This window comes from Xanthomonas sp. NCPPB 2922 (assembly GCF_041520885.1).
Lineage (GTDB): Bacteria > Pseudomonadota > Gammaproteobacteria > Xanthomonadales > Xanthomonadaceae > Xanthomonas > Xanthomonas campestris.
The window spans coordinates 195,458-216,060 of sequence record NZ_JBGOFY010000004.1 but is presented as its reverse complement, the minus strand read 5'-3'; the positions used below and the strand labels follow the sequence as shown (position 1 = coordinate 216,060).

23 protein-coding genes are annotated in these 20,603 nt (G+C 66.5%); 14 read left to right on the top strand and 9 right to left on the bottom strand.

The features are described 5' to 3' along the window. Positions 1 to 92: 92 nt before the first annotated feature. The 9 genes from ACD584_RS07685 to ACD584_RS07645 form a co-directional block, all read right to left on the bottom strand. Positions 93 to 791, bottom strand: a complete 699-nt coding sequence (locus ACD584_RS07685; RefSeq protein ID WP_014507458.1) for a class I SAM-dependent methyltransferase — start codon at positions 789 to 791, stop codon at positions 93 to 95. An 8-nt stretch (positions 792 to 799) separates the two neighbouring features. Beyond that, positions 800 to 2,014: an amidohydrolase family protein gene (locus tag ACD584_RS07680; RefSeq protein WP_070694571.1), complete on the bottom strand. Its 1,215-nt coding sequence runs from the start codon at positions 2,012 to 2,014 to the stop codon at positions 800 to 802. Positions 2,015 to 2,026: 12 nt separating this feature from the next. After that, positions 2,027 to 2,872 (bottom strand): class I SAM-dependent methyltransferase, encoded by an 846-nt coding sequence (locus tag ACD584_RS07675; protein ID WP_014507456.1) that lies wholly within the window; start codon positions 2,870 to 2,872, stop codon positions 2,027 to 2,029. Positions 2,873 to 3,037: 165 nt separating this feature from the next. Further along, complete coding sequence (locus tag ACD584_RS07670) at positions 3,038 to 3,892, bottom strand: Wzz/FepE/Etk N-terminal domain-containing protein (protein WP_175611497.1); 855 nt, start codon at positions 3,890 to 3,892, stop codon at positions 3,038 to 3,040. A gap of 37 nt (positions 3,893 to 3,929) precedes the next feature. After that, complete coding sequence (locus ACD584_RS07665) at positions 3,930 to 5,066, bottom strand: hypothetical protein (RefSeq protein ID WP_175611498.1); 1,137 nt, start codon at positions 5,064 to 5,066, stop codon at positions 3,930 to 3,932. 1 nt (position 5,067) lies between these two features. Further along, positions 5,068 to 6,006 (bottom strand): glycosyltransferase, encoded by a 939-nt coding sequence (locus ACD584_RS07660; protein WP_076035930.1) that lies wholly within the window; start codon positions 6,004 to 6,006, stop codon positions 5,068 to 5,070. Then, positions 6,003 to 7,256 (bottom strand): O-antigen translocase, encoded by a 1,254-nt coding sequence (locus tag ACD584_RS07655; RefSeq protein WP_076035931.1) that lies wholly within the window; start codon positions 7,254 to 7,256, stop codon positions 6,003 to 6,005. Before ACD584_RS07655 ends, ACD584_RS07660 begins: the two co-directional genes overlap by 4 nt. Next, a complete protein-coding gene (locus ACD584_RS07650) occupies positions 7,253 to 8,395 on the bottom strand; it encodes a DegT/DnrJ/EryC1/StrS aminotransferase family protein (protein WP_011036848.1) in 1,143 nt (380 codons plus the stop codon). The genes ACD584_RS07655 and ACD584_RS07650 overlap by 4 nt, the downstream gene beginning before the upstream one ends. Positions 8,396 to 8,540: 145 nt before the next feature. Next, a complete protein-coding gene (locus ACD584_RS07645; protein ID WP_011036847.1) occupies positions 8,541 to 8,963 on the bottom strand; it encodes an FdtA/QdtA family cupin domain-containing protein in 423 nt (140 codons plus the stop codon). Positions 8,964 to 9,293: 330 nt separating this feature from the next. Between ACD584_RS07645 and ACD584_RS07640 the strand changes: the two genes are divergently transcribed. The 14 genes from ACD584_RS07640 (at position 9,294) to ACD584_RS07575 (ending at position 20,590) form a co-directional block, all read left to right on the top strand. Beyond that, positions 9,294 to 9,887, top strand: a complete 594-nt coding sequence (locus ACD584_RS07640; protein WP_042598873.1) for a cytochrome b — start codon at positions 9,294 to 9,296, stop codon at positions 9,885 to 9,887. Between the two features lie 56 nt (positions 9,888 to 9,943). Beyond that, a complete protein-coding gene (locus ACD584_RS07635; RefSeq protein ID WP_011036845.1) occupies positions 9,944 to 11,290 on the top strand; it encodes a cytochrome c in 1,347 nt (448 codons plus the stop codon). 33 nt (positions 11,291 to 11,323) lie between these two features. Beyond that, the gene (locus tag ACD584_RS07630; RefSeq protein ID WP_012438587.1) at positions 11,324 to 11,719 is read left to right on the top strand and encodes a c-type cytochrome; all 396 of its coding nucleotides are present in this window, start codon (positions 11,324 to 11,326) and stop codon (positions 11,717 to 11,719) included. A gap of 258 nt (positions 11,720 to 11,977) precedes the next feature. Continuing rightward, on the top strand, positions 11,978 to 12,763 hold the full coding sequence (locus ACD584_RS07625; RefSeq protein ID WP_076035932.1) for a hypothetical protein: 786 nt from the start codon (positions 11,978 to 11,980) through the stop codon (positions 12,761 to 12,763). A gap of 62 nt (positions 12,764 to 12,825) precedes the next feature. Further along, positions 12,826 to 13,407 (top strand): RNA polymerase sigma factor, encoded by a 582-nt coding sequence (locus ACD584_RS07620; protein WP_011036842.1) that lies wholly within the window; start codon positions 12,826 to 12,828, stop codon positions 13,405 to 13,407. Beyond that, positions 13,404 to 14,057: a zf-HC2 domain-containing protein gene (locus ACD584_RS07615; RefSeq protein WP_040941449.1), complete on the top strand. Its 654-nt coding sequence runs from the start codon at positions 13,404 to 13,406 to the stop codon at positions 14,055 to 14,057. The genes ACD584_RS07620 and ACD584_RS07615 overlap by 4 nt, the downstream gene beginning before the upstream one ends. Beyond that, positions 14,054 to 15,379, top strand: coding sequence for a S8 family serine peptidase (locus ACD584_RS07610; protein WP_070693368.1), 1,326 nt, complete (start codon positions 14,054 to 14,056; stop codon positions 15,377 to 15,379). The genes ACD584_RS07615 and ACD584_RS07610 overlap by 4 nt, the downstream gene beginning before the upstream one ends. 8 nt (positions 15,380 to 15,387) lie before the next feature. After that, a complete protein-coding gene (gene ccmC / locus ACD584_RS07605) occupies positions 15,388 to 16,146 on the top strand; it encodes a heme ABC transporter permease CcmC (protein WP_011036839.1) in 759 nt (252 codons plus the stop codon). Continuing rightward, a complete protein-coding gene (ccmD, locus tag ACD584_RS07600; RefSeq protein ID WP_076035933.1) occupies positions 16,143 to 16,346 on the top strand; it encodes a heme exporter protein CcmD in 204 nt (67 codons plus the stop codon). The genes ccmC and ccmD overlap by 4 nt, the downstream gene beginning before the upstream one ends. Then, a complete protein-coding gene (ccmE, locus tag ACD584_RS07595) occupies positions 16,343 to 16,813 on the top strand; it encodes a cytochrome c maturation protein CcmE (RefSeq protein WP_040941453.1) in 471 nt (156 codons plus the stop codon). Before ccmD ends, ccmE begins: the two co-directional genes overlap by 4 nt. A gap of 66 nt (positions 16,814 to 16,879) precedes the next feature. Further along, the gene (locus ACD584_RS07590) at positions 16,880 to 18,877 is read left to right on the top strand and encodes a heme lyase CcmF/NrfE family subunit (protein WP_014507442.1); all 1,998 of its coding nucleotides are present in this window, start codon (positions 16,880 to 16,882) and stop codon (positions 18,875 to 18,877) included. After that, the gene (locus tag ACD584_RS07585) at positions 18,874 to 19,416 is read left to right on the top strand and encodes a DsbE family thiol:disulfide interchange protein (protein WP_076035934.1); all 543 of its coding nucleotides are present in this window, start codon (positions 18,874 to 18,876) and stop codon (positions 19,414 to 19,416) included. The genes ACD584_RS07590 and ACD584_RS07585 overlap by 4 nt, the downstream gene beginning before the upstream one ends. 47 nt (positions 19,417 to 19,463) lie before the next feature. After that, complete coding sequence (locus ACD584_RS07580) at positions 19,464 to 19,865, top strand: cytochrome c-type biogenesis protein (RefSeq protein WP_228438001.1); 402 nt, start codon at positions 19,464 to 19,466, stop codon at positions 19,863 to 19,865. After that, positions 19,865 to 20,590 (top strand): tetratricopeptide repeat protein, encoded by a 726-nt coding sequence (locus tag ACD584_RS07575; RefSeq protein ID WP_175611499.1) that lies wholly within the window; start codon positions 19,865 to 19,867, stop codon positions 20,588 to 20,590. The genes ACD584_RS07580 and ACD584_RS07575 overlap by 1 nt, the downstream gene beginning before the upstream one ends. The last annotated feature ends 13 nt before the right edge of the window (positions 20,591 to 20,603 follow it).

Here is a 20,603-nt window from a genome sequence, read left to right as displayed (position 1 = left end):
GCGCGCGATGTAGGCACGACTGCCCGCGTTCTGCGCGATCCGTTGCACCGCGTGGCGCCAAACTGCCGCCTTCACATCGCTCACCATGCCGCTCACGCGAGCCGTCGCAGGCGTAGCACCAGCGCCACCGGCACTTGCAGCGCGGCGGTGTCGAAGCGCGCGCCGGGCGGGATGTCGGCAGGATCGAGCATTGGCTCGGCCACCGCCTCGATCGCCAGATCCAGCGCCGCGCATGCCGAATGCCAATGGCTGTAGAGATGTTGGGTATGGCGGATGGCGTAGTGCTGGCCGTCGGCCTTGAAGTCGCGTCGCCAGCCCAGCGCATGGCCGATCGGATGCACGTCGCTGCACAGCACGCTGCCGCCGATGCGGGTGACGCGCCGCAGTTGCTCCAGCGCCGTCCACAGCCGTGGCAGATGCCCGACCACCAGGCCGCACACGGTGATGTCGGCCATGGCATCGGCCACCGGCAACTGTTCCAGGCTGCCCTGCTGCAGGGAGAAGCACGTGGTGGGCCAGCGTTGCGCCAGTTCGTGCGCGGCGCGTTGCAGCATTTCCGGCGAGAGGTCTACGCCAGTGACCTGCGCAGCGCCGCGTTGCAGCGCCTGCAGCATGTAGCGCCCGCTGCCACATCCGGCATCGAGCACATGCTGGCTGCGCAGGTCGGTGGGCAACAGCGCCAGCATGGCGCGCTGCTCGGCGAGCATCACCGGGTTGTGCGCGTGCGGCGGATACGCCTGCGCCCACAACGCATACGCTGCGGCCGGTTCCAGAGTGGGCACACTGCTCATTGCACTGTTCATTGCGCGGATCCAAATGCCACGCGCGTTGCGGCATGCGTGTGCGGCGACAGCAGTTGCACGCCGGGTTCAAGTGCCAGCACCTGCGGATCGGCCAACGTGGCGTCCAGCAATTTGGGGCAGCCATCCAGCAACACCGGCACGGTTGCGATGCCTGCTGCGTCGAACCAGTGGGCGAAATCGGGGTCGGCAATCCGCGGTTTGCCGTCGCGGATCACCGCGCGCAGCTGGCTTCGGCTGCAACCCACCACACTCGCCGCAGGCTCACCGCCGCGGTCGCGTACGATCACAAGGTCGGCCACCGCGCCCGGTGCCAGGCTGCCGCGCGCCGGCAGGCGCAGGATGCGCGCAGCTTGATGCGTGGCCAGGCCCAGCAGCAGGTCCGGGGCCAGTCCGCTGTCGGTGGCCAGGCGCAGATCGTCGAGCAGGTCGCGCCCGCCACTGACGCGCGCGTCGCTGCCAAGCGCCAGCCGACCGGCCATGCACAGGCGCCAGGGGTCCAGTGTCTGGCCGAGCAGCGCCAGATTGCTCGACGGGCACCACACCACGGCCGCACCGCAGGCGATGATGCGGTCGATATCCTGCTCGCCCAGCCCCACGCCATGGATCAACACGCTGTTGCCGGCCAGGCAACCGAGACGGTCCAAGGCGTCCAACTCCGCGCGTGCAACCGCGTCGGTGCCTTCGGCCAGATGGATGATCCAGGGCTGCTCTGCCGGGGTCGCGGCGAAACTCTCCTGTACCGGAGGACCATAAGCCGGCCCGCCCAACGCATAGCTCCAGCCGAATGCACGCAGGAGCGCCACCGGGAAATCCGCCGCATCCAGTGCGGCGTGCCAGGGATCGTGCTGGGCCACGCAGGTAACCCCGGCGAGCAGATTCTTCAGCCCACCCTGGCGCAAGCGTATGTCCTTGGGCACCTGCAGCGCAGCGGCCACGTCGCGACGCTGGAAATGCGCCTGAAAGGCGTCGATCCACGCATAGCTGTTGGCGAACGGTGCGCTCTGCGGCAGCGGCGGCACGGCATTGATCTGCAGATGCTCATGCGCGTTGATCAGGCCCGGCGCCAGCACATGCCCCTGCAGATCCAGCCGCAGCGTGCCGGTGCCCAGCGTGCCACCGAAGTGGCCGGCACGCAGGGTCACCGGCGCGCGCGACGGCCCGGCCAGGGTGATCGCGCGCGCGCCGTGCAGGCACACATCGGCCATGGCCATCGCGGTCTCCACTCAGCGCTTGCGCATCACGATCAGGAAGTGATCGCCCATGTCGCGCAGCAACGGCCAGCCGCCCATGCGATCGTCCAACTGCCCCAGGCGCGCGGACAGGCGCGGATGGCGCTCATAGAAGTCCACCAGATACGGCGGCGGCAGGAACAGGCTCAGTGCCTGGTAACGATCGAGCACGAAGTGCTGGCTGAAAGCGCGGTAGAACTCGCGCGGCAGGTGGTACCAGGTCCAGATGGTGTGGCCGTTCATGCCCACTGCGGTCGCACCCTGCGCCGCACGCACCGCCGCGCGCTTGAAGCGGCCGCGCAGTGCGTAGTGGCCGACTTCCCACGGGCAGATCCGCCCGATCACCGAAAACACCAGGCAGCCATCCGGGCGCAGCAGGCGCGCGCACTCGGCAGCGACGGCCGGCAGGTCCGGCGCGCAGTTAAGCGGGCCGAAGTTGGAATACATGCCATCGAACTCGCCTTCCAGCCGCTCCAGCTGCTGGATGCCGACATGCGCGGCAGTGAGGCGCTCCTCAAGGCCTTGTCGGGCAGCACGCTCACGGGTGCGCGCCACCATGGCCGGCGACCAGTCGGTGGCCAGCACGCTGTAACCACGGCTGGCGAACTCGCCTGCATCCAGCCCGGTGCCGCAGCCCAGGTCCACCAGCCGAGAGCCCACGGGCAGTTCGGTGGCCACGGTGTCCCATAGCGTGGTGCGCATGCGCTGGATCAGCGCGTTGTTGCCGCGCGGCCCATCGTAGTCGGCGGCCACGCTGTCGAAGGCACGCTGGGTTTCCAGCAACTGCGACGCATCCACACCGCGGCCACGCCGCGTCAGTGGCTCATTGGTTGCCGACATGCGCGCGCTCTCCCACCGGTCCTGCTGTTGTCACGACACTCTCCAGACGCGGCGCCGCACTCGCGGCATCGCTTGATTGAACCGTGAGTGCCGGCTGCCGCCACTTTGGTTGCGGCACTGCGTGGGTGCGGCCGATCTGGGCGGAACGCATGCGCGGGGTAGCGCTCACACCGTCGCGTGCGGTGCCTGCCTACGAGCGCGGCGGCGCACGGCATTGCGCAACACCGCGGCCAGCACACCAAGCGCGCCGCCGCCGAGAATGCCGGCGGCCCAGGCCATGATCGCGTTAGGAAACGCCTGGTGGTCCGGTACATACAGCGGCCACGCCAGCGAGGTCTGGTAGGTGTAGCGCTCGGTGAGCCGTGCGACCAGATCGTCACGCTCGCCCTTCAAGGCGCGGATGGTGGTGTTGCTGTCGGTAAGCAGGACGCCGGCCAGCACCTGCGCAGGCGTGGCTTGGCCATTAGCCTGCCGGTTGCCCAGCTGCTGCTGCAGCTGCGCGCGACTGGCCGTGGCCACGCGCAGGTCCTCGTCCAGGCCGCGCAGGCGCGTCTTCGCGAGCGCTAACGCCGCGGTGTTGGTCTGGCCATGCAGTGCCTGCAGCTGCGCCACGGTGGCCATTGCGAGCGTGCGCGCCTGCGCTACGGATTCGGCGCGGATGGTGATGCCGATCAGGTTGGCATACGGGTCCGGGTCGGGTTTGAGACTGCCGCGATACAGCTGCGCGGCACGGCTCTTCAGCGGCACGCCGGCGTGCGTCAGCACCGCGTCCTGGAACAGCCGCGTCTTCATGCGGTCGATCACCCGCTGGAACGGCTCCACCTTGGGATCGCGCCCGGCCGGGGTCGGCCCGATCTCGCCGACCTGGATCCAGGCCGTGGCCTCCCACTGCGGCTTGGCCACGCGGGTAAAGGCGAACGTGATTGCCAGCACTACCAGCAGCGCGGCGAGCGCCCAGCGCCATTCGCGTAGCAGGATGCGCCACAGGTCGATCAGGTAGATCTCGTCTTCATCTTTCATCAGGCTTGGCTCGGAAATCGAAAACAAACGGGGGCGGCTACGCGGAGGCAACCGGCAGGACGCGGCGGTTCGGCAACAGCAGCGTGCAGGCGTGCAAGCCCAGGCACAGGCCGATGAAGGCAAAGTTGGTCCAGGTGAATGCCTGCGGGGCAAACGGCGACATCAGGCAGGCGTAGGCGATCCGCAAAAAGATCAGCACGTGGAAGATCGACAGCGACGCATTGAGGCGGCGCACGCTCCACAGCAAGGCGGCATACAGCGCCAGCAGTGCGATCACCGCGCCGGGTGCGCCCCAGGCCATCAGGAACGGGAAAAACTCGGTGCCCACGTTGATATTGGGCGCATCCAGCGGAATGCTGGTGTCGGCGGTGGCGATGGAGCCGCCCAGCGGCATCAGCTGGTTGATCAGAAAGCTGGCATTGACGTAGCCCTTGGCCAGGATCGCGCCGAAGTTGTACGGGCCCGCGCTGATGTACAGCAGCAGCCATTGCACGCCTTGCGGCATGGCGCGGTAGAACGCGCTGAAGGGCAGCGCCACGGTGGCCAGCGAACCCGAACGCAGCGCGCCGAGCACCGAGAACACCGCGCCACCCGCCATCGCCAGCAAGGCGATGCGCTTCCAGGGCAGCTGCCGCGCCGGGTCGCGGCGCAGCAACAGCACCACCACGAACGAGAACAGCCCGGCAAAGATGCGATTGCGGTCGATCACCACGATCGGAAATACAAACCCCACCAGTACCATCGCGGTGCGCAACCCGCGGTGGCGCACGCACAGCAGCGCAATCGGCGGCAGGATCCAGCACATGTTGGAGATGTGCCGCACATGTGCCCGCAGCGGACTCAAGGTGGCATACGAAGACGGGTCACTGAACAGTGGAATCGGAAACAACGCCACGTCCAGCAGGCAGAACACCGCCACCCCGGCGGCCAGCGCCATCACCAGGAATGATTCGCGCGTGCCGGCATACCGCTGCAGGCGGAACTGCTGCACGCTTGGCAAGCGGGTGCCGAGCAATGCGTCCATCAACAGAGTCAACGAGGCAGCAAAACCCAGAATCCACAATCCTGCGAGATAGCCGGACGGCAGCTCGTAGATCCAATAGGTGATGCCACAACTTGCCAGCATTGGCGGCCATAGAAACATCGATGGCCATCTGATGAGATTGCCCTTCATGTTATGAGCTGACCATCCTGTCCCACCCTGCTTTCGCCAAGACACTTCTCGTCAGATACAGCACAAGAAATCCCGATGCCTGCAGGTATCTCTTCTCGATGAAATGTATTTTGGATGAGATCAAGCTGGATTGAGCGAGTATGAATCGCTGGTCCCTGCGACCAAAAATATGACGGGACGCAGAAGCGACCTCCAGGAATTCGGTCAGGTTGCTTAGCCTCTTTCCAGGATCACGCGTCTTGCTTGCATTCGCTCCATGGAGCCGATACGCACACACCGGAACATCAATGAACGCAAGCAGATCTTTCGATACAAGCCTGAGATAAAAGTCCCAATCCTCAATCCGAAGGCTTTCGTTCCACCGGAGACCTGCCGCGAACGTACTCCTGCGCAGCAGCAATACGGCGCCGCTTACGGCCCACCTACAAATGATCTCGCGGCGAATCCCGTCATCGCTTGCGTAAGGGCCGCGACTCACTCCATGGAGTCCGGACATCGCACTTGCATGCAAGGTCGCGCCATCACCATCGATCACGATCGCATCGCCGATGACCGCCGCTTTATTCCTATGGCGTACCAGGTAGTCAACCTGAACGTGCAGTCCGCCAGGAAGAAGATAGTCGTCACTCGCACAAATGCGCAGATACTCCCCGCGCGCGCGCAATGCCAGCTCGTTGAGCGTGGCCGCCACACCGCGGTTGCTGCGCTGGACGAACTGCACCGGCACGCGATGGCCGTGCAGCGCGACCCATGTGGCGATCTGCTCGCCGGTGTCATCGCTGGAGCCATCATCGATGATGACGATCTCCTTGGACGGGTACGGGTCCTCCAGCACGCTGTCCAGACAGCGCTGCACAAAACGCGCATGGTTGAACGCGGGAATCAGCACCGACACCAGCGGCCAGCGCGCACGTCCGCTCGGGCGTTCCAGCACGCTCATGCCGTCGCCCTCAGATAACGGCGCACCACCACGATGTTGAACAGCAGATACAGCACGTAGTTGACGACAAATGCATACATGGCGCCGATCAGGCCGAACTGTGCAGTGCACAGGTACACCAGCCCCAGATAGCTGGCGGCAAACACGCATTCGGCCACCACGAACAGCCGCGTCATCGCCTTGGCCAGCATCACGTAGGACAGCACGAACGCGGCGATCTTGATCACATCGCCGAGCAGCTGCGGGCCATACAACGGAGCGGCCGCGGCGAAGCGGGCATCGAACAGTAGCCAGGTCACCCAGTCACGCAACAGGTAGACGCACGCGGCCATCGCCACCACCGCGGGCATCACGTAACGATAGGCGGTCCGCAGCTCGCGGCGCAGTGCCTGCCGGTCCTGCAGCGAGGCCAGCTTGGGCAGGTAATAGACGTTGATCGCGGTGGTAAAGAACAACAGGTAGGCATCGGAGACCCGGCTCACCGCCTGCCAGTAGCCAACCTGCTGCCAGCCAAACTGCAGCGCCAGATGATCGCGCACCAGCATGCCCACCAGCTGCGGCACCAACGTGGCGGTGAGGGTCATCACCGAAAACGCCGCAAGCTGGCGGGTCATCTGCGCATCCAGCCGCATGCGCAGCATCTCGCGCTGGAAATACGGGCTGCGCAGCAAGGCCGGCACGGCGGCGATCAACCACAGCACCTGGCCCAGCACCAACGCCAGCAAGGCGCCTTGCAACTGCCACCCGCTGCCCAGCCAGGCGACCAGGGCAACACTCAGCACCGCCCCGCTCACCTGCACGATGGCGAGCCGGCGTACGTCCATGAAGCCATTGATGATCGCCAGGATGTAGTTGACCAGCGCGATGCCGATCTGCGCCACCGCCAGCACACAGATCAGCCAACGCGCCTGCGCATCGCCCAACAACCGTTCGGCGAGCACGTCGCTGAAGACCAGCGCCAGCACTGCCATCACGCACGCCGCACTACAGGCGTAGCCGAGTGCTGCGCTCAATAGTCGTTGCAGTGCAAGTGCATCGCTGCGGTACTGCGCCACATACTTGACGATGCCGGTACTGATGCCGCCACCGGCCAGCACCGCCAGCACCGACATCAGGGCCAGGAACTGCCCCAGCCGGCCAACTCCCTGCGGCCCGGCAAACACCGCCACCAACTTGATCACCACCAGCGCCGCCAGCAGCTTGGCCAGCGTCGCAACGCCGGTATAGGCGCTGCTGCGCACCAGATTCACGGTGCGCTACCGAACACTTGGCAGGCGGTGATGACGCGGCTGACTGCCGCGTCGTCCAGCGCCGGGCTCATCGGCAGGCTCAGCACTTCGCGATGCAGCTGCTCGCTGATCGGCAGGCAGGTATCGCCCAGCATGGCATAGGCCGGCTGCAGATGCGGCGGCACCGGGTAATGGATCTGGGTCTGGATACCGAGGTGCTGCAGATGGCTTTGCAAGGCATCGCGGCGCTGGCTACGCACCACGAACAGATGCCAGACATGCTGCTCGGCATGCGCCACCGGGGGCAACGTGATCCAGGGGTGATCGATCTCTTGCAGGTAACGCTGGGCCACTGCGCGGCGCTGTGCAGCCTCCTCATCCAGATAGCCCAACTTGACCCGCAAGAAGGCCGCCTGCAGCTCATCCAGGCGCGAATTGACCCCCTGGAACAGATGCTGGTATTTCACCTCCGAGCCATAGTTGCGCAGCGCGCGCACGCGCTCGGCCAGGCGCGGGTCGGAGGTCACTACCGCACCGCCGTCGCCCAGCGCACCAAGGTTCTTGGTGGGAAAAAAACTGAACGCCGCCGCATCGCCGAACGCGCCCGCACGCACACCGTCGCGGCTTGCGCCATGCGCTTGCGCGGCGTCTTCGATGAGCAGCAAGCCATAGCGGTGCGCCAACGTCTGCAGTGCCGGCATGTCGGCAAGCTGTCCGTACAGATGCACGGCCAGAATGGCGCGTGTGCGCGGCCCGATGGCGCGCTCCACCCTGCACGGGTCCACGTTGAAGGTCTGCGGATCCGGCTCCACCGGCACCAGCACCAGATGGTTGTGGCTGATCGCCAGGAACGTCGCAATGAACGTATTGGCCGGCACGATCACCTCATCGCCCTCGCGCAACACGCCCAATTCGCGGTAAGCGCGCAGGATCAGCGACAACGCGTCCAGCCCGTTCCCCACCCCCACCGCCTGCTGCACGCCGCAGTAGCTGGCGAACTCCTCTTCGAACGCCGCCAACTCCTGGCCAAGCACATACCAGCCCGAATCGATCACCCGCGCAGCGGCGGCCTTGAGCGCATCCGCGTAACGCGCGTTGACGGCACGCAAATCCAGAAAGGGAATTTCAGGGAGCGTCATTGACTGAATGTTCCAACGCATGTCTGCTCAGACAGGCACGCACTCAAATTCACGAACGCAGGCCCAATGACGCGCTCGCAACGACGTGCACTGCGACTACGACCAATGCGGCCAGCGATCTGCGCAAACTCGCCCGCCCCGATGATGACCAACGGCTTGCGCATGCTCATGCCTCCAGCCGGCTGACGCCGCGGGCTTCGGTGAGGAATTCGTCGTAGTCCAGGATGTAGTCGCCCGGGTCGTAGTACTGGTCGGCCAGCACCATCAACACGCAGTCCTCGCTGAACTGGTGCAGGTCGCGCCACACCATGCGCCCGAGCAGTACGCCCTGCGACGGGTCGTCCAGCACCACTTCTTCCGGGCCCTGGCCCTGGCCTTCATCCAGCAGCAGCGTCACCGACCCATGCAGGGCAACTGCCAATTGGTTGAGCTGGCGGTGCGCATGCTGGCCGCGATGCACGCCCTGGCGCGTACCGAAGATGTAGTACACGCGACGGATCTCGAACGGGACGTTGCGCTGCTGCTCCAATGAAATGAGCAGCCCGCGGTCGTCGCCGTGCGTATGCAACTGGATGCGTTCGATGGCCATGTTCCGGGGGCGTAACCGCTGACTGCACGTAGTGCGACATGCCTGAGTGCGTCCGGATGTGCGAAAGGTTGCGGCCCGTCAAGCCATACGCACACGCCAGACAGGCACGCCCATCTCATTGCGCACACGCCCATGCACGACGCACCGGCGGTGCGATTTCACGGCGATGCAACCTTTCGTCGGCATCGCCGCACATATCCGTGCACGTTCACCTGGCTGTCATGGCCGGCGTGGGGAGCGCAGGCCCGGCGACGCATCGCATTACCGGATCCAACGACCACCTCCGAAGAGGACCCCAACCCGATGAATGCCCCCCGGCATGCCCCTGACATGTCCGCCAGTAACGGCGCCGACGCACTGCCGCCGCCGTCGGCGACCACCGCGCCGCGCGTGGTTCCCCTGCCCCGCTCCATGCGTGTCCTGCACTGGCTGACGGTGCTGTGCCTGGTGATGGCCGCCAGCCTGATCCTGCTGCGCGCCGAACTGGAGGGCCGCGCCCTGCGGCAGTGGTTGCTGGAAGGCCACCGCCACTTCGGCCTGATGGTGCTGCTGCTCTTCGTCTTACGCGTCAGCCTGCGTCTGCGCTTGCGCGCCTTGCCGCCCGGCCCGCCCTCGCCGCTGATCATGCGCCTGGCTGCCGGTGGCACGCATGTGGCGATGTACGCGCTGATGCTTGCGCTGCCGCTGATCGGCTGGTCGCTGAGCAACGCTTACGGCAAAACGGTCTATCTGTTCGGGATAACGCTGCCAAACCTGGTCGCTGCGGATGAGGACCTGGCCGACACCCTCGGCACCTGGCACTTGAATGCGGCCTGGGCACTGCTCGCATTAGTCACGGTGCATATCGTTGCCGCACTCGTGCACCACCTGGTGTTGCGCGATGGCCTGCTGCATCGCGTGCTGCCCGGCAAACATCACCGATGACCCGCTTCCTGCTGCCCGCCCTCGCCCGCTCCCGCACCGCCGAACAAGGACTTCCCATGCCTTCCACACTGCCCGCTCCCCGCCGCACCCATGCCGCACGCACGGCGTCGCTGACCTCCATGTTGTGCGTGTCCGGCCCGTTGCTGCTGCTTGCCAGCACCCAGGCCCAGGCCATTCCCTCGTTCGCGCGGCAAACCGGTTCGTCGTGCGCAGACTGCCACATCGGCTCCTACGGTCCCTCGCTCACGCCCTACGGCATGCGCTTCAAGCTGGGCGGCTTCACCGACACCGACGGCAACGGCACCAAGATCCCGGCCTCCGGCCAGCTCACCTGGGCCCGCACCAATCCCAGCCGCGGCGACAGCACCGCGCGTCTCACCCAGGCCGATCTGTATCTGGCCGGCCGGGTCAACGACAATATCGGCGGTTATTCGAAGATCCGCTCCAACAACAGCGGCAACGCCACCTTCGACACGCGCCTGGACGATGTAGATCTGCGCTTTGTCAGCAAGCCGTTCCAGATGGCGGGCAAGGACGCGATGCTCGGCGTCAGCGTCAATAACAACCCAGGCATTTCCGACCCGATCCACGTGCTGCCGAATGCCTCGACGCTGACACCGGCCTCCAATGGCGGCGCCTCCACGATGCTCAGCTCCTCCGCACTGTCCAACCGCGTGATCGGCGCCAGCGTTTACGGGCTGTACGACCGCAACTGGTACGGCGAAGTGGGCACCTACAAGGCGCTTTCCACCGACACGCAGGACCGCCTGGGCTGGCCGATCAACGGCGACCCCGGCAGGCTCAGCGACACCAGCTACGCACGCGTGGCCTACATGAAGGACATGAAGCGGCAGTTCTTCTCGATCGGCATGACCGCGTTGAACACGCGCCGCCAGCGGCCGCGCAACGGGCCCAGCGACGACCTCACCGACCTGGGTTACGACCTGACCTATCAGTTCCTCGGCACCCGCGAACACACCATGTCGCTGGCCTACGTCAACATCTACGAGCGCCGCAAGTACGGCAGCCCGCTGGTGTCCTCGGACCCAAGCATGGGCCCGCTGGATCGCGGCAGCGTGCGTGACCAGACCCTCAGCATGAACTACGCGTTCAAGCAGACCTACGGCGTGCTGGCCGCGCACATGATCAACACCGGCTCCTTCGATGCGGCGCGCTATTCGCCGGTCGGCATTCCCGACACCACCAGCAATCTGATCCTGGTGTATTGGAGCCCGTTCGGCCGCGAAGGCACTTACACCACCAACGCCAACCTGCGCGTGTCGGCCGGCTGGTTCCGCTTCGACAAGTTCAACGGCAGCACCTCCAACGTGTTCCGTGGCCCCCCGATCACCAACCCGCGCGATCTGGACAGCTTCTCGCTGTCGGTGAACCTGGCGTTCTGATCCCCATCGCTGCACGTATTCCGACGGACCCCCATGCATCCATTCCACAAGACCCTGTTGTGCGCCCCGCTCGCCGGCCTGCTATTGGCCGGCGCCACCCTGGCACCGCCGGCGCGTGCCGCCGACGGTGCGGGCAAGGACACCTTCATGGCCGAATGCGCCGAATGCCACAGCGCAACGCAAGGCAAGAACAAGAAAGGCCCGTCCATGTTCGGCATTGGCAACCGCCAGGCGGCTAGCCTGCCGGACTACAGCAACTACTCCGACGCGCTCAAGAACAGCAAGTGGCAGTGGACGCCGGCACAACTGAAGACCTACCTGTCGCAGTCTTCGTCCAAGGCGCTGCCCGGCACCAAGATGAAGTACGAAGGCCTGGATGATCCCAAGGAGTTGGACGCACTCATCGTCTATCTCAACAGCCTCAAATGAGGCTGGGCATGACCGGCAGCGTACGGTCAGGCGCGGTGCACGGCGCCTGACTGCCCTGGGCCAGCTGCGTTGTCGGCAGTGATTTGTTCGCGTATACGAACGGAACCGCTGTTGCCGACGCGGCTGCACCTGGCCCGACCGGGCAGTATCGCCCACCGTTCACCGTAGACACCTACCGTTGCCGCACGCCTTCATCGCCAGCGCCGATCGCCCGCCCTGCTATGCCCATTTGAGCATGGCAGCGGGCAGCTATGGGCCATGCTGACCCCGCCTGCCCGCCTGCACCGCGGCGTTTCGACGTTCTTTCGAAACGCAGGCCACCCGTGGCCCGCCTGCCACTGCGTCCGCAGCCACGGCCTATGGCTCGCTCTGGCGCTCACGCTTGGGCCGTGTAGCCACGCCCTGGCTGACGATGTCGGCGGCGCTGTTTCGGCCTCCTCCAGCCTGATCGACCGCGGCATCTCGATCGCGCCGGACAAGGCCACCCTGCAGATGGCCGGCTATTGGCTGCCCTCGCCCGGGTGGTCGGTCTCGGTGTCCGGCGCGCTGCAGTCGCCGTCATTGAGCGACCCGGTGGCGGTCACCGCCCAGATCGGGCGCGCCTGGATGCTGGGCGATCGCTGGCAGATGCAGGCCAGCGCACTGTATTACGGCTACCCGACCAACCAGGCCACGCGCACCTTCGACCGTCAGGAAGGCAGCCTGGCCTGGTCCTACCGCGATGTGCTCACCTTTTCGGTCTCGGTCTTCAACTTCCCGCGCGCCGACCAGTCGCCGTGGAATGTGGCGGTCGACGTCACCGCCAATGTGCCGCTGCGTCACGATGTCAGCCTGGTGCTGGGCGCGGGGTCGTCGCGATTTCCGGCAATGGCCTACGGCGCCAGCGAAGCCGGCCGCTATCAATACGGACAGGTGGGGCTGTGCTGGAGCCGTGCCGGCTGGGCGTTGAAGCTGGAGCGCGTGATCACCAGCAACAACACCCCGCGCATGCAGGGCGGACCGGGCGAAACCCCCTGGCTGAGCAGCGTCTCCAAGTCGTTCTGATCCAGACGCAACCTTTTGCCCGGTGATGGGCACTGACCGATAACCTTTGCAGCGCCTCTTCGATGACTGACACCGATACCCTGGGTGACGCGACCGACCGCATGCTGCTGCGCCGCATGGCTGCGGGCGACCGTGACGCCCTGGCGACCATGTACACCGCCTATCACGGGCGGCTCTGTCGCTTCCTGTCGCGCCTGACCCGGCGCCCGGACATCATCGAAGAAGCGATCAACGACTGCTTCTGGATCGCCTGGCAAAAAGCCGGCGACTTCCGCGGCGATTCGCAGGTGTCGACCTGGATCATGGGCATCGCCTACCGCTGCGGCTTGAAGTGCCTGCGCCAGCACGACGGCGAGGCCATCGACGACACCGCCACGGTCGAAGACCACGCTCCCAGTACCGACGACAACGACGACCGCGAACTGCGCGACTGGCTCGACAAAGGCATGGAACGGTTGTCGCCAGACCAGCGGCTGGTGATCGAACTGGTTTACGGCGTCGGCCACAAGCTGGAAGAAGTCGCCGAAATCATGCAGTGCCCGGTGGGCACGATCAAAGCCCGGCTGTTCCATGCGCGGGTCAAATTACGCAATGTGCTGCCCGGCCTGGCCGGCAGCGCGCCATCTACGGAGACCATGCAATGAAGACGTTCTTCATCGCGCCGGGCAAGGAATGCTCGCACGCCTGGGAGTTGATGCCCGCCGTTCTGCTGGACAGCGCCAGCGAAGAAGAGAACACCTGGCTGATCGCACACGTGGCCAAGTGCCCGTCGTGCAGCGCCGAGTTCGCCCAGCAGAGCCGCCTGCGCCAGGCGCTGGCCCTGCCCTGCGCGGTCAAGCTGGATGCCAATGCCGGCCTGCTGCGGCTGCTCGGCAAGATCGATGCGCCCGAACAGGTGCCGGTCCCGGCACGCGCACCGCCCGCCCGCCGCTCCGGTAGCTGGACGGTGCGTGCGCTGGCCGCCGCCGCCCTGGTGCAGGCAGTCGGCCTGGGCGTCATGGGCGTCAAGCTGGCTGCGCCGGCGCCCGTGCACGACTACCGCACGCTCAGCAGCGCCACTGCCTTGCCGGTGCCGAAGGGCGCGATCCGGGTGGTACCGGATGCCGGCCTCACCGTCGCCGACTGGGATCGCCTGCTGCATGCACAGCAGTTGCAGGTGGTGGGGGGCCCCAACGAAATGGGCGCCTACACCGTGGTACCGGCCGCACAGCCGCCGGCGCCATCGCAACAGACCGTGCAGCAGCTGCGCGCCACCCCGGGCATCCGGCTGGCCGAGATCGTGTCCGCGCCATGACCACGCCCTGGGCCATCGGTGTGCTGGCGGCGCTGCTGAGCCTCACCGCCCCCGTGTGCGCGCAGGCGGCCGATCCGCAGGCCGTCGCCGCGGCTGCCGAGGCAGAGAAAGCGGACGCCGACGCAAAGGTGCCAGACAGCAGCCGCGACATCCTGCTGGCAGTGGCCAACCCGCTCACCGCGCCGCCGGCGCGCGCCGGCTCCAGCCTGATCGGATATGCCTCCAGCTACTACGGCGCCGGCCAGCATGCGGCCGCCCGCATGGAAGCGCTGAAGCAGCGCTACCAGTTACGCGAAGTCTCGGCCTGGCCGATCACCTCGCTGGGCCTGTATTGCGCGGTGCTGCACCCGCCGGCCGGTGTCTCGCGCGACGAATTGATCAAGGCGCTGTCCGACGACGACGGCGTGGAACTGGTGCAACCGGTGCAGGAATTTTCGGTGTTTTCCACCGATGCCTCGGAAAAGACCGGCGCCCTGACCGGCTACAACGACCCGTACGTGGACCTGCAACGCGGCTTCATCGCCACCGATGCGGCAAGTGCGCAGGCCATCACCCAGGGCCGCGGCGTGACGGTGGCCGTGGTCGACACCGGCGTGGACACCAGCCACCCGGATCTGAAGTCACGCATCCGCGAGGTGCACGACCTGGTGGACGACACCCCGGTCACCACCAGCACCGATTCGCACGGCACCGAAGTGGCCGGCATCATCGCCGCCGGCAGCAACAACCATCAGGGCATCGTCGGCATGGCGCCGCGGGCCATGCTGAGCATCTACAAGGCCTGCTGGTATGCCCCCAGCGCCGGCAGCACCGGCAGCACCGCCCGCTGTAATTCGTTCACCCTGGCCAAGGCGCTGGCGGCGATCAACAACAGCTCTGCGCGCGTGGTCAATTTGAGCCTGGGCGGCCCGGCCGACCCGTTGCTGCGCAGGATGCTCACCCACCTGGTCGACCAGGGCCGCATCGTGGTCGCAGCCATGCCGCCGAACGGGCGCCTGGACGGCTTTCCCAACGATGTACCGGGCGTGCTGGTAGTGCGCAGCAGCAGCGCCACGGCCGCCCTGCCCGGCGTGCTCAGCGCACCGGGCAAGGACATCCTGACCACCCAGCCGAACGGCCGTTACGACTTCACCTCCGGCTCGTCGATGGCCACCGCGCATGTCAGCGGCATGGCCGCGTTGCTGTTGTCGCTGTCGCCATCGATGGACGCCAACGCCTTGCGTGCGCTCATGCAGCGCACCAGCAAGGTCTCCGATGGCCAGTTGCAGGTCAACGCCGGCGCCGCGGTCGACGCGCTGGCGCTTTCCAAACACTCCAACTGACGACGCGCATGGCCAAGTGGATTCCCCTGTGGCTGCACAAGCTCAGCTCGCCGCCCACCTTTTACCGGTTCGCCGGTGTGGTGCGCCCGTGGGCGCTGGGCCTGGCACTGCTGCTGGCTACGGTGGCTGCCTACGGCGGGCTGGTACTGGCGCCGCCGGATTACCAGCAGCACGACGCCTACCGCATCATTTTCATCCACGTGCCCAGCGCCTGGATGAGCCTTTTCATCTACGCGGCGATGGGCGTGTCGGCGTTCATTGCGCTGATCTGGCGGATCAAGCTGGCCGAAGTGGTCACCATGGCCTCGGCACCGATCGGTGCCGCCTTCACCTTGATCACCCTGTGCACCGGCTCGCTGTGGGGCAAGCCGATGTGGGGTACCTGGTGGACCTGGGATGCCCGGCTCACCTCCGAACTGTTGCTGCTGTTTCTGTACCTGGGCGTGCTGGGCCTGTACCACGCGGTGGAAGACCGCCGCCAGGCGATGCGTGCGGCCGGGCTGCTGGCGCTGGTCGGCCTGGTGAACCTGCCGATCGTGCATTACTCGGTGGTGTGGTGGAACACGCTGCACCAGGGCTCCACGGTGCGCCTGCTCGGCCCCTCCAAGATGGGCGCGGACATGCTGTGGCCGCTGCTGCTGATGCTGGTGGCGACCAAGCTGTATTACGTGGCCAGCCTGTTCGGCCGCGTGCGGGTGGACCTGCTTGCGCTGGAAAGCGGCAAGGACTGGGCACGCCGCATCGTCTTGACCGAGCGCACCGCATGAGCGCCTTTCTCGCCATGGGCGGCTACGGCGCCTACGTGTGGACCGCGTATGCCTTGTTCGTGCTGGTGCTGCTGGCCGACCTGATCGCCCCGTGGCTGCGCCGGCAGCGCTTGCCCGCGCAACTGCGCGGACAGCTGCAGCGGCAGGCACCGCGCCGGCCGCGCGAGCAGCCGGTGCCGGTGCTGGAGCGCGACGCATGAACGCCACCCGAAAACAACGCCTTTGGCTGGTGATCGGCGTGCTGGCGGCGGCGGCGCTGGCGGTGACACTGATCGTGCTCGCCCTGCAGCGGAACATGAGCTACCTGTTCACGCCCAGCCAGGTGGATGCGGGCGCGGCGGCCGGCTACCAGCAGTTCCGCCTTGGCGGCATGGTCAAGGCCGGCTCGATCCAGCGTGCCACCGACAGCCTCACCGTCACCTTCACCGTGATCGACAAGCACGCCGCCACGCAGGTGGAATACACCGGCATCCTGCCGGACCTGTTCCGCGACAACCAGTCGGTGATCGCCAACGGCCGCATGCAGGCCGGGCGCTTTGTCGCCAACGAAGTGCTGGCCAAGCACGACGAAACCTACATGCCGAAGGAACTCAAGGACGCGATGGCCGAAGGCCATGTCGGCAAGCCGATCCCAGCGGCCGCGGCCCCGTTGAGCGGTGTGCGCTGACCCGCGCCACCGCTCCATCACTCCGGATCCAGATGACTCTCTCCCGTTGCCCGCAGCGCCACGCCCATGACGCCTGAACTTGGCCAGATCGCGCTGATTTTGGCGTTGCTGTTGTCGCTGGCGCAGGGCGTGTTGCCGCTGATCGGTGCCTGGCGCGGCAACACCGCGCTGATGGCGGTCGCGCGGCCTGCCGCTGCCGGCCAGGCGGTGTTCGTGTGGCTGGCCTTCGGCCTGCTGGCCTGGTCGCTGCTGTCGCTGGATTTTTCGGTGCGCTATGTCGCCGACAACGCCAACATCGCCCTGCCCTGGTATTACCGCATCGCCGCGGTGTGGGGCGCGCACGAAGGTTCGCTGCTGCTGTGGATCGCGATCCTGTCCACCTGGACGGTGCTGCTGGCCGCCTGCAGCCGGCACCTGCCGCAGCACTTCGCCGCACGCGTGCTGGCGGTGCTGGGACTGGTATCCGTGGGCTTTCTGGCCTTCATCCTGCTGACCTCCAATCCGTTCGGGCGGCTGTCGCCGATTCCGCTCGACGGCAGGGAACTCAATCCGGTGCTGCAGGACCCGGGCATGACCTTCCACCCACCGGTGCTCTACACCGGTTATGTCGGCTTCTCGGTGGCATTCGCGTTCGCGGTAGCCGCACTGCTGGGCGGCGAACTCGAACAGGCCTGGGTGCGCTGGGCACGGCCGTGGACCAACGTCGCCTGGGCCTGCCTCACCGCCGGCATCGTGGCCGGCAGCTGGTGGGCGTATGCGGAACTGGGCTGGGGCGGCTGGTGGTTCTGGGACCCGGTGGAAAACGCCAGTTTCATGCCGTGGCTGGTGGGCACCGCGCTGATCCACACCCAGGCGGTGACCGAAAAACGCGGCAGCCTGCGTGCCTGGACCATCCTGCTGTCGATCCTGGCGTTTTCGTTGTCGTTGCTGGGCACCTTCCTGGTGCGCTCGGGCGTGCTCACCTCGGTGCATGCGTTTGCCGCCGACCCACGGCGCGGGCTGTACATCCTGATTTTCCTGGTGGCGGTGGTGGGCGGCTCGCTGCTGCTGTATGCGCTGCGCGCGCCCAAGATCGCCACCGGCAAACCGTTCGCAGCGGCCTCGCGCGAGACCGCGATCCTGGTCGGCAACCTACTGCTCACCGTGGCCGCGGCGATGGTGTTGCTGGGCACCTTGTTCCCGCTGGTGGCCGATGCGTTCGGCCTGGGCAAGGTGTCGGTGGGACCGCCCTATTTCGGCCTGCTGTTTCCATTGCTGATGGCGCCGGTGGTGCTGTTAATGCCATTCGGCCCGTACCTGCGCTGGGGCAAGGCAGAGATGGCACCGCTGCTGTCGCTGGGCGCGCGTGCGGGCATTGCCGCCATCGCCTGCGCGCTGGTCGCCAGCGTGTTCGCCGAGGGCCAGGCGAAGGCCATTGCCGGCATCGGTGCGGCCGCCTGGGTGGCTGCCGGCACCGCGTTGTACATGCACAAGCGCTGGCGCGAGATGCCGCGCGGGCGGCGCTTTCCTGCCGAGATGGCCGGCATGTTGCTGGCGCACGCCGGTGTGGCGGTGTTCGTGGCCGGCGTGCTGGTGTCCGACAGCCTGTCGGTGGAACGCGACGTGCGGCTGGCGCCCGGCCAGAGCGCGGAGATCGCCGGCTACAGCTTCCGCTTCGATGGCGTGCAGCTGGTGGATGGGCCCAACTGGAAAGCCGAACAAGGCAGCGTGCAGGTCAGCCGTGATGGTGCGCCGGTGGCTACCTTGCATCCGCAAAAACGCCTGTACAGCAGTGAGCGCATCCAGACCGAATCGGCGATCGACGCCGGCGCCACCCGCGACCTCTACGTGGCGCTGGGCGAGCCGCTGGACGATCAGCATATCGAAAACGACTGGACGCTGCGGCTGTACTACAAGCCGTTGATCCGCTGGATCTGGGCCGGCGGGCTGTTGATGATGCTGGGCGGGTTCGTCAGCGCCTGCGCGCGGCGCTTCCGCGCACCGGTACCTGCGGTTGCCGCGGTGTCGTCGCCTGCTCCCATCGCCCCCACTCCCCTCGCCGTTGCCGGAGAGTCGCACCTGTGAACCGCCTCCTGCCCCTGTTGGGCTTTCTGGCGCTGGCCGCGCTGTTCGGCTTCGGCATCTACTGGACGATGCAGCACAATCCGCGCGATGTTCCCTCGCCACTGATCGGCAAGCCGGCGCCGGCGTTCTCGCTGCCGCTGCTGGATCAACCGCAGCAGCAGGTCACCCGCGATCAATTGCTGGGCAAGCCCTACGTGCTGAATGTCTTCGGCAGCTGGTGCGCCGCCTGCGCGCAGGAGCATCCGGTGCTGATGGCGCACGGCCGCACGCTCGGCGTGGCGTTGATCGGCTACAACTACAAGGACGCGCCGGCCGATGCCAACGCCTGGCTCGCGCAGCATGGCAATCCCTATGGCATGGTGATTGCCGATGAGCCCGGCCAGACCGCGATCGACTTCGGCGTGTATGGCGCGCCGGAAAGTTTCCTGATCGATGCGCACGGAATGATTCGCTACAAGCACATTGGCGTGCTGACGCCGGAGGTCATCCGCAACGAGTTGATGCCGGCGATTGCGGGCTTGTCCCAAGGCGCACCGTGAGCCTACGGCAACGCATCGCGCGCCTGCTGCTGGCGCTGCTGCTGGGCATGCTGCTGGCCCCGCCGTTGGCCGCCCAGGCGGTGGACCCGTTGCCGTTCAAGGACCGCAACGAAGAAACACGCTTCCAGCAATTGACCGCGCAGCTGCGTTGCCTGGTCTGCCAGAACGAGAACCTGGCCGACTCCAATGCAGACCTGGCCCGCGACCTGCGCCACCAGGTGTTCGCGCAACTTCAGGCCGGCCGTAGCGATGCGCAGATCAAGCAGTACATGGTGGAGCGCTATTCGGATTTCGTGTTGTACGACCCACCGGTCAAGCGCGGCACCTGGCTGCTATGGTTCGGGCCGTTGCTGATATTGGGCGCAGGCGCGGCCGTGGTCCTGCACACCGTGCGCAAACGTGCGCGTGCCGGCACCCCGGTGGCGCCACAGACCGAGGAAGACTGGTGATGATGGGGTTTTATCTCGCAAGCACAGCGATGGTGGCGGGCGCCACGGCGCTGCTGGTGATGCCGGTACGCCAGCATGCGCAGCGCAACGGCAGCGCGCGGCATGCGCTGCCGTTGCTGCTGATGCTGGGCCTGCCACTGGGCACGGCGGGGCTGTATCGCCTGGTCGGCACGCCCAATGCAATGGTGGCCGTGCAACCACAGCGTGCGGCTGCAAGCGCCCTCGCACAGCCCGGTAGTGCAGCGTCTGCGTCAGGCATGACTGCTGCGGTGGAGGCAACGCCAACACCGGACGCGCAACAGGCCGCCGCGCTACAGGCGCTCACCAGCTGGATGCAGCAGGCCAAGGCGCACGAGCAGGAAAACCGCCCTGCCGAGGCACGCGATGCGTATGCGCAGGCGTTGCAGCTGGCACCGGACAACAGCGCGGCCATCGTGGGCTGGGTGGCCTCGGACATGGCCACGCGCGCAGACTTCGCCATCGACGCGTCCTCGCGGGCACGCTTGCAGCAGGTGGTTGCCGCCGAGCCGGACAACCAGCGCGGCCTGTGGCTGCTGGGCATCAGTGATTTCCAGCAACACGACTACGCCGCGGCCACCGACCACTGGCAGCATCTGCATGGGTTGCTGGACACCGGCTCGCCGATGCAACAGGCCGTTGCCGACAAGATCGCGGTGGCGCAATCGCTGGCCAGCGCGCGGCAATCGAAGGCAGCCACGCGTTGATCGCCTGCAGCGC

Excerpts from the sequence above, each read along its gene's own strand:
- ACD584_RS07685 (WP_014507458.1), bottom strand. The coding sequence starts at position 791 with ATGAGCAGTGTGCCCACTCTGGAACCGGCCGCAGCGTATGCGTTGTGG.
- ACD584_RS07680 (WP_070694571.1), bottom strand. The coding sequence starts at position 2,014 with ATGGCCATGGCCGATGTGTGCCTGCACGGCGCGCGCGCGATCACCCTG.
- ACD584_RS07675 (WP_014507456.1), bottom strand. The coding sequence starts at position 2,872 with ATGTCGGCAACCAATGAGCCACTGACGCGGCGTGGCCGCGGTGTGGAT.
- ACD584_RS07670 (WP_175611497.1), bottom strand. The coding sequence starts at position 3,892 with ATGAAAGATGAAGACGAGATCTACCTGATCGACCTGTGGCGCATCCTG.
- ACD584_RS07665 (WP_175611498.1), bottom strand. The coding sequence starts at position 5,066 with ATGAAGGGCAATCTCATCAGATGGCCATCGATGTTTCTATGGCCGCCA.
- ACD584_RS07660 (WP_076035930.1), bottom strand. The coding sequence starts at position 6,006 with ATGAGCGTGCTGGAACGCCCGAGCGGACGTGCGCGCTGGCCGCTGGTG.
- ACD584_RS07650 (WP_011036848.1), bottom strand. The coding sequence starts at position 8,395 with ATGCGTTGGAACATTCAGTCAATGACGCTCCCTGAAATTCCCTTTCTG.
- ACD584_RS07645 (WP_011036847.1), bottom strand. The coding sequence starts at position 8,963 with ATGGCCATCGAACGCATCCAGTTGCATACGCACGGCGACGACCGCGGG.
- ACD584_RS07640 (WP_042598873.1), top strand. The coding sequence starts at position 9,294 with ATGTCCGCCAGTAACGGCGCCGACGCACTGCCGCCGCCGTCGGCGACC.
- ACD584_RS07635 (WP_011036845.1), top strand. The coding sequence starts at position 9,944 with ATGCCTTCCACACTGCCCGCTCCCCGCCGCACCCATGCCGCACGCACG.
- ACD584_RS07630 (WP_012438587.1), top strand. The coding sequence starts at position 11,324 with ATGCATCCATTCCACAAGACCCTGTTGTGCGCCCCGCTCGCCGGCCTG.
- ACD584_RS07625 (WP_076035932.1), top strand. The coding sequence starts at position 11,978 with ATGCTGACCCCGCCTGCCCGCCTGCACCGCGGCGTTTCGACGTTCTTT.
- ACD584_RS07620 (WP_011036842.1), top strand. The coding sequence starts at position 12,826 with ATGACTGACACCGATACCCTGGGTGACGCGACCGACCGCATGCTGCTG.
- ACD584_RS07615 (WP_040941449.1), top strand. The coding sequence starts at position 13,404 with ATGAAGACGTTCTTCATCGCGCCGGGCAAGGAATGCTCGCACGCCTGG.
- ACD584_RS07610 (WP_070693368.1), top strand. The coding sequence starts at position 14,054 with ATGACCACGCCCTGGGCCATCGGTGTGCTGGCGGCGCTGCTGAGCCTC.
- ccmC (WP_011036839.1), top strand. The coding sequence starts at position 15,388 with ATGGCCAAGTGGATTCCCCTGTGGCTGCACAAGCTCAGCTCGCCGCCC.
- ccmD (WP_076035933.1), top strand. The coding sequence starts at position 16,143 with ATGAGCGCCTTTCTCGCCATGGGCGGCTACGGCGCCTACGTGTGGACC.
- ccmE (WP_040941453.1), top strand. The coding sequence starts at position 16,343 with ATGAACGCCACCCGAAAACAACGCCTTTGGCTGGTGATCGGCGTGCTG.
- ACD584_RS07590 (WP_014507442.1), top strand. The coding sequence starts at position 16,880 with ATGACGCCTGAACTTGGCCAGATCGCGCTGATTTTGGCGTTGCTGTTG.
- ACD584_RS07580 (WP_228438001.1), top strand. The coding sequence starts at position 19,464 with ATGCTGCTGGCCCCGCCGTTGGCCGCCCAGGCGGTGGACCCGTTGCCG.
- ACD584_RS07575 (WP_175611499.1), top strand. The coding sequence starts at position 19,865 with ATGATGGGGTTTTATCTCGCAAGCACAGCGATGGTGGCGGGCGCCACG.